Origin of the sequence: Aneurinibacillus danicus (genome assembly GCF_007991215.1) — a bacterium.
GTDB classification, from domain to species: domain Bacteria; phylum Bacillota; class Bacilli; order Aneurinibacillales; family Aneurinibacillaceae; genus Aneurinibacillus; species Aneurinibacillus danicus.
The window spans coordinates 18,591-30,746 of record NZ_BJXX01000045.1; the positions used below are offsets into that span (position 1 = coordinate 18,591).

Here is a 12,156-nt window from a genome sequence, read left to right on the forward strand (position 1 = left end):
GTGTATCTGTCATTCTCTAGAGTGACAGAGACTAGTTGAGTACTGACCCATTGTCTGCCTTACTTTACCTTGCTGCCGTCTTTTTTCTGGTCTTTTTAAACGGTTTTTTTGTGGCAGCGGAATTTGCGATTGTGAAGGTGCGGAGCACAAGGATTAATCAGCTTGTAATGGAAGGGAATAAGCGGGCCAATCTGGCGAAAAAGCTGACTGACAATCTGGATGCCTATTTATCTGCGACCCAGCTCGGCATTACGCTCGCGTCATTGGGGCTTGGATGGATCGGGGAGCCGGCCATCGCAGAGTTGCTTGGACCGGTCATGCAGGCGCTGTATGTACCGGAGACGCTTGTCCATACGCTCTCGTTTGTAATTGCTTTTGCGACGATTACGTTTCTTCACATTGTGCTGGGGGAATTGGCCCCGAAATCAATGGCCATTCAAAAAGCGGAGCCGACGACATTGTGGACAGCAGGACCATTAATTTTATTCTACAAAATTATGTACCCGTTCATCTGGGCGTTAAATCGCGCCGCATTTTTCTTCCTGCGCTTTATCGGCATTCAGCCGACGACGGATCATGATTCGGCACATACCGAGGAAGAAATCCGAATTTTGATGCAACAAAGCCACAAGAGCGGTTTAATTGACCAGACGGAATTGACATTGGTGGACAACGTATTCGAATTTGCGGAGCGCAACGCCCGCGAAATTATGATTCCGCGTACCGACATGGTATGCGTATTCCAGGATGATCCGTTTGAAGACATATTTAAAACCGTCATGGAAGAGATGCACACCCGTTATCCGGTAGCTGACGGAGATAAAGACAATATTGTCGGGTTCGTCCATATTAAGGATATTTACCGTTTGTATATGAGCGAGAATCAGAATGAATTAAGTTCGATTGTCCGCCCGGTAGAGCGCGTGCCTGAATCGATTCATATCAGCGACTTGCTGAAGCAAATGCAGCGGAATCGTTCGCAGATGGCGATTGTTATCGATGAATATGGCGGTACGGCGGGTCTGGTGACCGTTGAGGATATCCTGGAAGAAATCGTAGGAGAAATCCAGGATGAATTCGACGAAGAACGCCCGCATATCGAGCAGAAAGCCGATACGACGTATTCGGTGGACGGTCGTCTGCTGATTGAGGAAGTCAATGATCGTTTTGGTTTGGAAATTAATTCCGATGACTATGACACGATCGGCGGTTGGGTATTCTCCCAGGTTGAATTTCCGCCTCAGGTAGGGCAGGCTGTATATGCGCACGGCTACGAATTCAGGGTAATTGAAGTAGATCACTTGCGGATTGTTCGATTGATGTTGCGCAAGCTGGATAAAGCTGAGGAAGCGGCCCTGCTGAAGAGCGAGAGCACCGGGGAAGAAGAAATATATGCAAGTGGAATGAAGGAATAGCGAAAGGCCGCGGAGACGCGGCCTTTTTTATACTTTTAATTCTTAACCTCTATTTTCTTTTTTTTCGACTTAGCCGGAAAACGGAAAAAGGACCAGGAAAATCCTTTTTTCCTTTTTTCCTCCTGCTTTTGCATCGCGCCGATCATCTGAATTTCGAAATTCATTTTACGCATTTCAAGTCGCAAATTTTCTTGCTTCTTCTCTATTTCTTCCATTTTACGGAGGATTTCTTTGTAGTATTGCGTAAGCATTAAATCTTCCGGCAGCGCCGTCTCTTTCTGCCGCTGGGCGGCTTGAGTCTCATAGGCCTGTCCGAGTTCATGGATAGTTTCGAATAGCTGCTGGCTTAGATGGCGTTCCATTTCGTTTATCCGATTAAATAGATATTGCGCTGTATCATCCGTTTCCAGGCGGAGAAGCGGCTCGTCTTCTGGGGGAAGCCCGTAATCAATATCCAGCGTTTTTTTCTCAGGGAGAACTTTTTCGAGCAACAGCACTTCTTCGACTTCTTTTAGCGTCTGGACTCCGGAATCTTTGACCCGCTTAATCTCGATGAGCAAATTGAACGCCTGCTCGCTTAAAAGAAAGTGTCCCTGACTGTTTTTCTGCAGTACCATATAAGGGCTGAACGTATCGATCCAATTTCGGATTGTCCGTACACTTACATCCAATTTTTCCGCTACATCTTTTGAGGCCATCCACATGCTATTGCTTTGCATTGTATTCATCCTCCTTGTCGTCACACGCTTTACAGTAAGAATACGGCATAAATGAAAAAGTTCCTACCTACTCGACAAAGGTTATCAAAAGAAGTGCCGTTTCGCTTTTTTCGACAAAAAAAGCATAAAAAACGCAAGTGCAGGCATACTATGAGTACTTTCACGGAAAGGACGGGAGATGTATGGCTTTCATGAGAGGCAAACAGCAGGCGGAAGAGGTTCCTCTATTTGAGATGAGCGTATGGAACTGCACGAATGACGCGTGTAATGGGTGGATGCGGAAGGATTATTCGTTCTCGGTGCAGCCTGTCTGCCCTCTCTGTCAGTCCGGCATGAGTGAGGGGGTGCGCATGCTGCCGCAGCTATCTCATTACATCGGATCATAAAATATTGTTACAGGGGCTTTTGCACATGCAGAAGCCTTTTTTCTGTGAAAATCATGAGGAAAGAAGGAGAAAAAGAGGAAAGGAGATCCAGAGAAGAAAAAGGCGAACGCCTTTTTCCCCATTGAAATCCTCTCCTCCTTCTTTCCTCTCTTTTTCTTCGTACCGCAAAAGTCAGTTGTTCTTCCCACGATTTTCATGCCGGGGTTGCGGCTGAGAAGCCGTAGTGGTTTTGTATACAAAGCAATTTATATAAATTGTTCTTAAATTCTTCCCAATTTATATATTGCTAAAAATAGGAAGTTGGTTATATAGTTAAAAAGTCGGAATTCGACAAATAGGGGGAGGAGAATGTCATGAAGTCGTTGAGAAGCAAATTACTGGGAATGGTTTTGCCTATCCTGATTGTGTCGCTGTCGACCATTGCCTGGATTAACCATTCGAAAGCAACGGAGTTTCTCGAGCAGAATTTCAACGAAAAAGCGAATCTGCAGCTTACCGATTTGAAAAAGCAAATCACTACATGGCTTTCTGTACAGCAGAGTATATTAAATACTATTTCTCAAGCGGATGTTTTGAAAGAGAGTCCTCCTGAGACGGCCATTTCGTATTTGAAAAAACAATTAGAGATAAACCAGGAGTTCGATTATTTTTTTGTCAGCGATGAGAAGGGAAATACGTTAACCACGAACGGAGATCGGGCCAATGTTGCAGAACGTCCGTATTTTAAACAGGCGATGAGCGGGCTTTCCGCCATTTCCGATGTTATGGTAGCGAAGACCACCGGCAAAAAAATTGTTGTATTCGCCGTGCCGCTGGAGACAAAGACCGGCGAGCGCAAGGGAATTCTTGCCGGAGTCATTACGGCAGATTACATTACGAGCGTGATCTCGGACGTGAAACTCGGCAAAACGGGCTATGCCTTTATGACTCAGAAAGACGGAACAATTATCGCCCATCCGAAAAAAGATAAAATTCTTAAAGAGAATGTGCTGGAAAACCCAAACCAAGATCTCGTTTCCATTATTAAAGACTCGCAAAAGGGACAGACCGGTGCGAAGCGTTACGATTATGAAGGCGTCAGAAAAATAGGCTATTATACATTCATTCCAAAGACAAACTGGTCGCTTGTCATCACTGCTCCGGCACATGAAGCGACAGAACAGCTTTCGTATCTTGCAAAAATTTCACTGGCTACCGTTGTCGGAGTCTTAATTTTTACATGCATTGTCCTTATTCTTTTTGCATCCCGCTTTGTGCGTCCGATTCGCCAATTGAGCGATTTGACGTCTGAATTAGCGCAGGGGAATTTAACGGTACGTGCCAATGTGCGCGGCGAAGATGAGGTAGGAAAGCTAAGCGAGAACTTCGATAAGATGATCGAAAACATGAGCGGTATCGTAGAGACTATGAAGACAACCTCTGCACACCTGGAGCAATCGTCGCAAAATATGACGATTTCCAGCGAGGAAACGAAGCGAGCCGCCGAGGAGGTAGCGCTTACTATTCAGGATTTGGCGACCGGATCGACCAATATTGCCGACTCGGTCAGCGAGGTGACCGGGGAGATGGGGGCGATGAAGCATACGATTGACAACATTTCACGTGAGGCGTCCCGTATGGTCGGGGCATTTACGAAAATGAACGGTCTATCCAGAGAAGGGCTTGATGCTTCCGAGCAGGCGATCAGCCGAATGCAGGATGTAGACGAGCGCATTCACCAATCTGCCCGGATGATGCACGAGCTTGAGGAAAAATCGAACGAAATCGGCAGCATTGTCACGCTGATTGCAAACATCGCCGAGCAGACGAATTTGCTTGCGCTCAATGCCAGTATTGAAGCGGCGCGGGCAGGTGAGCACGGTAAGGGATTCGCGGTCGTTGCGGGCGAAGTGCGTAAGCTCGCCGAGCAGACCAATCGGGCGACCGCACAAATACAGACGCTCATCTCCGATACGCAGAAAGAAGCGAATCGCGCTTCGCAATCGATTGCCGGAGGTGTATCCATCGTTCAAGAAGGCCGTACGATGGTTGAGAAAACCGGAAGCTATTTCTCGGAGATGGCCGGCATGATCGACGAGGTGACCGAGCTGGCCCGAGCGATTGCCGAGGAGCTTAAACAGGTAGAGCACAACGCCGTGATTGTGGCGGAATCGATGGAGAGCATTGCTGCCATTACAGAGGAAGCGTCGGCGAGCACGGAGCAGGTCAGTGCTTCCAGCCAGCAGCAGGCCGCATCAGCACAGGAGATTCTCATTGATAGTCATCGACTAAAAGAGCTGTCCATCCAGCTCCAGGAAGCCGTCAACCGTTTCCGTGTTCAACAATAACCGTGTACGATTTAACTTACCTCCGGGTATGCATCCCACAGGTCTTTTGCTGCTGGTTGCAAGGTCAAATAAGCTGTAGTACGATACTTTTATTGGCATATCAAAGGTAAGGAGAGAAAGAAAGACATGGATTGGTTAGCTGTAGCGTTGCTGGGACTTTTACTTGTATTTATTTTCTTTCGCATACTGCCGCCGCGCGGAGTAAAAAGCATATCGGTGGATGAGTTGCAAGAAGTGTTGAAGCAGCCGAAAGGCAAACAGATTATTGATGTGCGGGAGCCGAATGAATACCGGAGCGGACATATTCAGGGGGCGCGTAACATTCCGCTCGGCCAGGTAAAGTCGGCGGTCAACGGTATTCCGAAAGACAGAGAGACGTATCTGATTTGTGAGAGCGGATTCCGCAGTTCGCAGGCGGCCCGCATCCTCAAGAAGGAAGGCTTCAAGAACTTGTACAATGTATCCGGTGGAATGAAACGCTGGCGGGGGAGGATCGTAAAAAAATAAACGTATCAAACGGGAGAAGGACAAAACGCCGACAGGCGGGATTCCTTCTCTATTTTGTTTTCGTATGGAACCGCTCTCTCTCTTCCATACTAAATAAGGAAGGAGATGAGCGGATTATGTTTATGCGTCTGGGAAAGAACAACCGTATTGTCCGCGGCCCGGTTCGGTGCGGACATATTACAAAACATGTAACAGGATCGCTTCGTCCGGGCGATATTGCGGTTATTGCACATACGAATATCGATGAGCTGGCGGCCCGCGGGCTTATTGAGCGAAAAGTAAGAGCGGTGGTCAACTGTGCTGTATCGTTTACCGGAGAATATGAGGCGCATGGAGCACGGCTTTTGCTTGAAACAGGCATTCCGCTATACGAGTGCCCGAGCCGCCCCTATCTTTCAAGAGAGCTTGCTGACGGTGAAGAGGTGGTCATTGACGGCCATTATTTATTCCGGAAACAGGACCGTACCATGTTGACCCGACTTGTGCCGGTAACGCGCGAAGAGTGGCAGGTGACCTATCGGAACGTGGAAAAAAACGCGCCCGAAAAGCTTGCTTCCTTTGTCGACAATACCATTCAGTACGCGCTGCAGGAGAAGGAGCGCTTATTTCGGCCGCTTGTCCGGCTCCCGCTTCGTACGACGCTTGCGGGCAGACATGTGGTGGTGGTCTCGCGCGGCAGGCATTACAAAGAGGACCTACAGGCGTTATTCAGCTATGTTGCTGCGTACCGGCCGACGCTTATCGGTGTGGATGGCGGGAGCGACGCGCTGCTTGAGCAGGGATGGAAACCCGATATTATCATGGGTGATATGGATAGCGTAAGCGATGTGGCGCTTCGTGAGGCGAAGGATGTTGTTGTACATGCGTATGCGGACGGAAGTGCACCCGGCGAAAGCCGGATAAAGGCGTTGGGGGTACCGTATCATCTGCTGCAGGCTCCGGGAACAAGCGAGGATATGGCGCTTCTGTATGCTTACGAGAGCGGTGCGTCGTTGATTGTAGGTGTGGGCACCCACACGGCAATGGATGATTTCCTGGAGAAAGGACGCCAGGGAATGGCGAGTACGCTGCTGGTGCGGATGAAGATTGGAGGCAGACTGGTGGATGCAAAAGGCATTCACCGCTTGTATCCGTCGATCATAAACACCGGACTGCCGTTCATGCGTTATTTAAAAATGCTTATGCAGGGAAAACGATGAAAGAAACGACCGCCATCATCGTTCCCGCTTACAATGAAGCGGCATGGATTACGGAGACACTGCGGACGTTGCGTCATTCTAAGGTGCTTGCCGGATTACAGTTGGTTGTAGTGGACGACGGAAGCAGGGATGATACGTCACTGCTTGCAGCACCGTGGGCGGATACGGTGCTGCGTCTTCCGCAAAATCAAGGCAAAGGAATTGCGCTCTGGCGTGGGATTGAATTGTCGGACTGTGAGCGGTTTTTATTGGTGGATGCTGATTTGGGAACGACCGCTGCCTATACAGCATTGCTATTGAATGAGCTGGAAAGCGGAACATGCGAGATGACGGTTGCCTGCCCGCCTCCTGCGGAGCAAGGAGGATTCGGGCTTGTCAAACGGCTGGCGCAGCGAAGCATCCGACAGATGACAGGCATTACTCTTCAGGCGCCGCTATCAGGTCAGCGGGCATTAACACGCCGGGCGGTGAAAGCGGTACGGGACTGGAACTGTGGCTTTGGTATCGAGGTTGCCATGACGCTCGATATACTGCGGGCCGGCTTTCCAATGCGGGAGATCCCGCTGCCAATTCGGCATCGTGAGCACGGTAGAAGTCTTGGCGGCTTCTGGCACCGCGGACGGCAGTGCGTGGCCATTCAAAAAGCGGTGGCGGGAAGGCGGGAGGCGAGAAGATGAGCGGTCTTATATTCGCGGTCGGTTGGCTTATGGGTTACATAGGAATGAGGCTGGCTTGTGCTATTTTCATCCGCATGAAGTGGGTAGCGTCCAATTATGCCGGACATGCTATTCCATTAGGGTACGGTTTGATATTGTCATTCGGTTTGCTGGGATTTGCCACCCTATCAGTATGGAGGATGCAAGGGTTTCTTCTATCGTGGGTCGTTTGTGCGGCGGTTGTTGTCTCACTGGCAGGCTGGTTGGATGACCGTTATGGACAGACAAGAGCAAAGGGGTTACGCGGCCACTTCAATGTGCTATGGCGTGAAGGCAAAGTGACGACCGGTATCGTGAAACTTGGTATAATTGGAATCTGCGCGGTAGCCGTGGCTGCTTCTGCATCCGCAACAGCCGTATCATTCATGGTAGATGCGCTGCTGCTTGGATTGAGCGCAAATTTTGTCAATCTGCTTGATGTGCGTCCCGGACGTGCGTTAAAAGGCTTCTGGTTTATTCTGATCATCTGTGCAATATTCGGAACTTTATCGCCCGCACTGGTACCGTTGTTTTGGTATATGCTTGGCTGCACACTGGCCGCTGCACCGTTTGATTGCTCTGCACAGGCTATGCTTGGAGATACAGGCGCCAATCTGCTGGGATTTGTGGGCGGTATTTTTTGTGTGTATTCGTTCGATGCATCGGTAAAATGGCTGCTTATCGGAACGTTATTTCTTATCCAACTGTATGCCGAAAGAGTATCGTTGACCGCTGTAATTGAAAGAAGTCCTGTGCTGAGCCGGATTGATCAGTGGGGCAGGCCGCCGGAAGCGAGATAGACAATAAAAAAGAACCGCAGTACGTACGATAAAGGACGGACAGTGCGGTTCTTTTTGCGTGTGTTTAGATCTGCTCTTTCTTTTGGAAGCGGGGCTGCACGAGATTTTTCTTGCGATCCCTGTGAAGGATAAAGCCGGCGATAATCGCGACACCAATCACAAACAGCACGAATCCGAGAAAAAACTTCCCCAGAAGGAACTGATTGACGGCCGGATCAAAGTATAAATACAGCGTATCCCGCATCGTTTTAAAGCCGTACGCCGCGACGGCACCCGGAATAACATAAATAATAAGCACGGCGACGAATCGTAATAGCATACATTCTTTCCTCTCTTTTCCTTCGTACCGCAAAAGTCAGCCGCCCTTCTCATGATTTCCATGTCGTGGTTGCGGCTGAAACGCTATGGTGGTTTTCTATGCCCTCATCTTATCTGTTTCTTTTGGGTTTGTCTACTATTGCTGAACCAGAGTTGTTCTGTTTAAATAAAAAAGAAGTGTGCAATTTTTTTCATGGTGAGGGAGGAAGCACATGAAAGTTGTGATCATGGGAGCCGGTCGTGGGGGTACGGCTCTTTTGCGTGTACTGCATCAGATGGATAGTGTGAATATTGTCGGTGTAGTCGATATTGACGGGAAGGCTCCTGGCCTTATGCTCGCCAGGGAGCTTTCCATTCCGGTCGCTGATACGATAGACCGCTTTTTTAAGGAAGGCGTAGACGTCGTGCTGGAAGTGACCGGTGACAGCCAGATGTATAGAAAACTACAGGCGGTAAAGCCGGAAGAGACCGTCATTATTCCAGGAAGCGTTGCTTCTGTGATGATGCAGCTAATCGAGGAGCGTACCCGGCTGGTCAATGTGCTGCACGGTAAGCGGAGGGAAATCGATACCGTGCTTAATTCTACGCATGACGCACTGATCGCAGTCGATAAAAATGGAATGATTTCGCTGTACAATCGTGCCGCCGAGCGAATTTTGGGTATAAAGAAAGAGGATGCGTTTGGAAAAAAGGCAGAGGAAGTCATTCCGAACTCCCGTCTGCATATCGTGCTCAAATCGGGAGAGCCGGAGTTGAATCAGGAACAGTTCCTTGGTGAAGCCCGTCGTATTGTGACTAACCGCGTCCCGATTCTGGAGCGGAACGGGGAGGTTATCGGTGCAGTCGCTGTATTTCGGGATGTTACGGAAGTGGCCACCCTGACCCGTGAAATTACAACGCTCAAAGATATGCAAAGCTTGCTTTCCGCCATTATCCAATCATCCAATGATGCGATTTCCGTGGTAGATACGCAGGGGAACGGTCTAATGATAAATCCCGCTTATACCCGTCTGACCGGACTGAGTGAGGCGGATGTCATCGGTAAGCCAGCCGATGTGGACATCTCTGAAGGGGAAAGCATGCATATGCAGGTACTCAGAACGAGCCAGGCGGTGCGCGGTGTACCGCTCAAGGTGGGGCCAAAAAAGCGGGATGTCGTGGTGAACGTGGCACCGGTCGTCGTTGACGGCGTGCTTAAAGGCAGTGTCGGAGTTATCCATGACGTTTCCGAGATTAAGAAGTTGAACGAAGAGTTAGAGCGTGTTAAGCGCCTGGTGCGCAAGCTGGAAGCGAGCTACACATTTGATGACATTGTCGGTAAAAGCGAAGGAATGCTGCATGCGATCGAGCAGGGGCGCAAGGCGGCCCGAACGCCGGCTACGGTGCTGTTACGGGGAGAATCCGGTACGGGCAAGGAGTTATTCGCCCATGCCATTCATAATGAGAGTACACGAAAATACAACCAGTTCGTTCGGGTAAATTGCGCTGCCATTCCGGAAGCGTTGCTTGAAAGCGAGTTGTTTGGCTATGAAGAAGGAGCGTTTACCGGAGCAAAGCGGGGCGGAAAAAAGGGATTGTTCGAAGAGGCTAGCGGCGGCACAATCTTTCTCGATGAAATCGGCGAGCTGTCGATGAGTACGCAGGCCAAGCTCTTGCGCGTGCTGCAGGAGAAAGAAATCGTGCGTATTGGGGGTACAAAGGCAATCGCGGTCGACGTACGGGTCATTGCGGCTACTCATGTCAATTTAGAGCGGGCGATGCAGGCAGGCACTTTCCGCGAAGATTTGTATTACCGAATTAACGTGCTTCCGATCGTAATTCCACCGCTGCGCTATCGGGTGCAGGATATGGTTGAGCTTGTGGAGCACCTTATTCACAAATACAACCAGGAATACGGAAGAAACGTACGGAATATAGAGCCGGAAACGCTGCAGCGTCTGATGGAGTATTCATGGCCGGGGAATGTGCGCGAGTTGGAAAACGTCATTAGCCGTTCCCTCATTAATATGAAGTTTCAAGAGACATCAATACAGCCGTATCATTTGCCGGACCTTGCAGGCACGGAAGAAGGGCGGCCCGATGTCCAATACGGCAGCGCGTTATCCTCCGCAAGCCCGCAGGATACCCGAACGCTGAATGAACGGCTGGAAGAAGTGGAAGCGGATATTATCCGGGAAGCGTTGAAACGCAATAAAGGAAATAAAACAGCAACGGCTAAGCAATTGGGTGTTTCCATTCGTAACTTGTATTATAAAATTGAAAAGTATAAGTTATAGAAAAATATTGCTTGCAATTTTTTGCGCACTATGAATTTTTTTGCAGGGATGATGGCGGCTTCCGATCCGTTTCCTGAGAAAAAATTCAGGTGTGCCGCTACCTTTTTCGGAAGCGTTTACAAAACTAAAGTTGGCATTTTTGTTGCATGTTAACAATAACAGGAGACAATAATAAACCATATTAAAAACAAAGAATATTGGTTGGCTGTCGTTTAATGGTACGAGGTTAGAAGATGAAGGTAAGAAATTGGAAAAATAATTGGTCCATTCATTTTCTAATTCCCCTTGTTTTTCTACCTTCTAAATATCTAGTTGCGTTGTGTGCCAGCGATAAAATGTACACTTCTTAGGAGGCATGAGTCTGTATGGGAATCTTTGAATATATGGAAAAATACGACTATGAACAGCTGGTTTTCTGTCAGGACCAGAACTCCGGTTTAAAAGCGATTATCGCCATACATGATACTACGCTTGGACCTGCACTGGGCGGTACGCGCATGTGGACATATGATACGGAAGAGGAAGCCATTGAAGATGCGCTGCGTCTGGCGCGCGGCATGACGTACAAAGCGGCCGGTGCAGGTCTTAACTTAGGCGGCGGCAAAGCGGTTATTATCGGCGACCCGCGCAAAGACAAGAACGAAGAAATGTTCCGCGCGTTCGGCCGCTATATTCAGGGGCTGAACGGCCGCTATATTACAGCGGAAGACGTGGGCACAACCGTAGCCGATATGGACACCATCCATATGGAAACCGACTATGTGACCGGTGTTTCTCCCGCATTCGGCAGCAGCGGCAATCCATCGCCGGTAACGGCATATGGTGTATATCGGGGCATGAAGGCTGCGGCGAAGGAGGCGTTTGGGACAGATGATCTGAGCGGCAAAATCATCGCTGTGCAGGGCGTGGGCAATGTAGCATATAACCTCTGCCGCCATCTGCACGAAGAAGGCGCAACATTGATTGTCACCGACATCAACAAAGACAATGTACAGTGTGCCGTTGACGAATTCGGAGCCAAAGCGGTGGACCCGAACGATATTTACAGCCAGGATTGCGATATCTTTGCCCCGTGTGCGCTTGGAGCAATCATTAACGACAACACCATTCCGCAGCTTAAGGCGAAAGTGATTGCCGGCGCGGCCAACAACCAGTTACGCGAAGAGCGGCACGGAGACATCATTCAGGAGATGGGCATTGTCTATGCACCGGACTATATTATCAACGCGGGCGGCCTGATTAATGTGGCTGACGAACTGCAGGGCTATAACCGCGAGCGGGCCATAAAAAAAGTCGAAACGATCTACGATACCATCCAGAAGGTCATCGAAATCTCCAAACGGGATAACATCCCGACGTATAAAGCGGCCGATCGTATGTGTGAAGAACGTATCGCCAGCATGCAGCGTTCGCGCAGTACATTCCTGCAGAACGGCAAACATGAGCTTTCCCGTATCCATCATAAGCAGTAAATACCGTCATATATTCTTTCTTCTTGATTTTTCACTAAAACG

General features: G+C 49.2%; 11 protein-coding genes. 9 read left to right on the forward strand and 2 right to left on the reverse strand.

Annotation, left to right across the window (positions count from 1 at the left end):
• Positions 1 to 35 precede the first annotated feature (35 nt).
• A complete protein-coding gene (locus ADA01nite_RS04545; protein WP_146808723.1) occupies positions 36 to 1,415 on the forward strand; it encodes a hemolysin family protein in 1,380 nt (459 codons plus the stop codon).
• 35 nt (positions 1,416 to 1,450) lie between these two features.
• Here ADA01nite_RS04545 and ADA01nite_RS04550 read toward each other — a convergent pair whose 3' ends face one another.
• A complete protein-coding gene (locus ADA01nite_RS04550) occupies positions 1,451 to 2,134 on the reverse strand; it encodes a MerR family transcriptional regulator (protein ID WP_170230149.1) in 684 nt (227 codons plus the stop codon).
• Positions 2,135 to 2,316: 182 nt separating this feature from the next.
• On the opposite strand from ADA01nite_RS04550, the gene ADA01nite_RS04555 reads away from it, so the two are divergent.
• The 6 genes from ADA01nite_RS04555 to ADA01nite_RS04580 all read left to right on the forward strand — a co-directional run bounded on the left by ADA01nite_RS04555 (position 2,317) and on the right by ADA01nite_RS04580 (position 8,048).
• Positions 2,317 to 2,520: a cold-shock protein gene (locus ADA01nite_RS04555; RefSeq protein ID WP_146808725.1), complete on the forward strand. Its 204-nt coding sequence runs from the start codon at positions 2,317 to 2,319 to the stop codon at positions 2,518 to 2,520.
• A 353-nt stretch (positions 2,521 to 2,873) separates the two neighbouring features.
• Entirely contained in the window at positions 2,874 to 4,847 is a 1,974-nt protein-coding gene (locus tag ADA01nite_RS04560) for a methyl-accepting chemotaxis protein (protein WP_146808726.1), read from the forward strand.
• A 126-nt stretch (positions 4,848 to 4,973) separates the two neighbouring features.
• Positions 4,974 to 5,354, forward strand: coding sequence for a rhodanese-like domain-containing protein (locus ADA01nite_RS04565; RefSeq protein WP_146808727.1), 381 nt, complete (start codon positions 4,974 to 4,976; stop codon positions 5,352 to 5,354).
• A gap of 116 nt (positions 5,355 to 5,470) precedes the next feature.
• On the forward strand, positions 5,471 to 6,553 hold the full coding sequence (steA, locus tag ADA01nite_RS04570) for a putative cytokinetic ring protein SteA (RefSeq protein ID WP_146808728.1): 1,083 nt from the start codon (positions 5,471 to 5,473) through the stop codon (positions 6,551 to 6,553).
• Positions 6,550 to 7,230: a glycosyltransferase family 2 protein gene (locus ADA01nite_RS04575; RefSeq protein ID WP_146808729.1), complete on the forward strand. Its 681-nt coding sequence runs from the start codon at positions 6,550 to 6,552 to the stop codon at positions 7,228 to 7,230. Before steA ends, ADA01nite_RS04575 begins: the two co-directional genes overlap by 4 nt.
• Positions 7,227 to 8,048 (forward strand): hypothetical protein, encoded by an 822-nt coding sequence (locus tag ADA01nite_RS04580; RefSeq protein ID WP_146808730.1) that lies wholly within the window; start codon positions 7,227 to 7,229, stop codon positions 8,046 to 8,048. Before ADA01nite_RS04575 ends, ADA01nite_RS04580 begins: the two co-directional genes overlap by 4 nt.
• Before the next feature lie 64 nt (positions 8,049 to 8,112).
• Here ADA01nite_RS04580 and ADA01nite_RS04585 read toward each other — a convergent pair whose 3' ends face one another.
• Positions 8,113 to 8,367 carry a DUF2627 domain-containing protein gene (locus ADA01nite_RS04585; protein WP_146808731.1) on the reverse strand — a complete coding sequence of 85 codons (255 nt, stop codon included), beginning with the start codon at positions 8,365 to 8,367 and terminating at the stop codon, positions 8,113 to 8,115.
• A 211-nt stretch (positions 8,368 to 8,578) separates the two neighbouring features.
• Here ADA01nite_RS04585 and ADA01nite_RS04590 point away from each other — a divergent pair, with 211 nt between their 5' ends.
• Together ADA01nite_RS04590 and bcd are read left to right on the forward strand one after the other, a co-directional pair.
• The gene (locus ADA01nite_RS04590; protein WP_146808732.1) at positions 8,579 to 10,642 is read left to right on the forward strand and encodes a sigma 54-interacting transcriptional regulator; all 2,064 of its coding nucleotides are present in this window, start codon (positions 8,579 to 8,581) and stop codon (positions 10,640 to 10,642) included.
• Between the two features lie 365 nt (positions 10,643 to 11,007).
• Entirely contained in the window at positions 11,008 to 12,114 is a 1,107-nt protein-coding gene (bcd, locus tag ADA01nite_RS04595; RefSeq protein ID WP_146808733.1) for a branched-chain amino acid dehydrogenase, read from the forward strand.
• Positions 12,115 to 12,156: the final 42 nt, after the last annotated feature.

Bases quoted from the DNA above. Each gene is read 5' to 3' on its own strand.
- ADA01nite_RS04550 (WP_170230149.1), bottom strand. From the start codon at position 2,134: ATGCAAAGCAATAGCATGTGGATGGCCTCAAAAGATGTAGCGGAAAAA.
- ADA01nite_RS04555 (WP_146808725.1), top strand. From the start codon at position 2,317: ATGGCTTTCATGAGAGGCAAACAGCAGGCGGAAGAGGTTCCTCTATTT.
- ADA01nite_RS04560 (WP_146808726.1), top strand. From the start codon at position 2,874: ATGAAGTCGTTGAGAAGCAAATTACTGGGAATGGTTTTGCCTATCCTG.
- ADA01nite_RS04565 (WP_146808727.1), top strand. From the start codon at position 4,974: ATGGATTGGTTAGCTGTAGCGTTGCTGGGACTTTTACTTGTATTTATT.
- steA (WP_146808728.1), top strand. From the start codon at position 5,471: ATGTTTATGCGTCTGGGAAAGAACAACCGTATTGTCCGCGGCCCGGTT.
- ADA01nite_RS04575 (WP_146808729.1), top strand. From the start codon at position 6,550: ATGAAAGAAACGACCGCCATCATCGTTCCCGCTTACAATGAAGCGGCA.
- ADA01nite_RS04580 (WP_146808730.1), top strand. From the start codon at position 7,227: ATGAGCGGTCTTATATTCGCGGTCGGTTGGCTTATGGGTTACATAGGA.
- ADA01nite_RS04585 (WP_146808731.1), bottom strand. From the start codon at position 8,367: ATGCTATTACGATTCGTCGCCGTGCTTATTATTTATGTTATTCCGGGT.
- ADA01nite_RS04590 (WP_146808732.1), top strand. From the start codon at position 8,579: ATGAAAGTTGTGATCATGGGAGCCGGTCGTGGGGGTACGGCTCTTTTG.
- bcd (WP_146808733.1), top strand. From the start codon at position 11,008: ATGGGAATCTTTGAATATATGGAAAAATACGACTATGAACAGCTGGTT.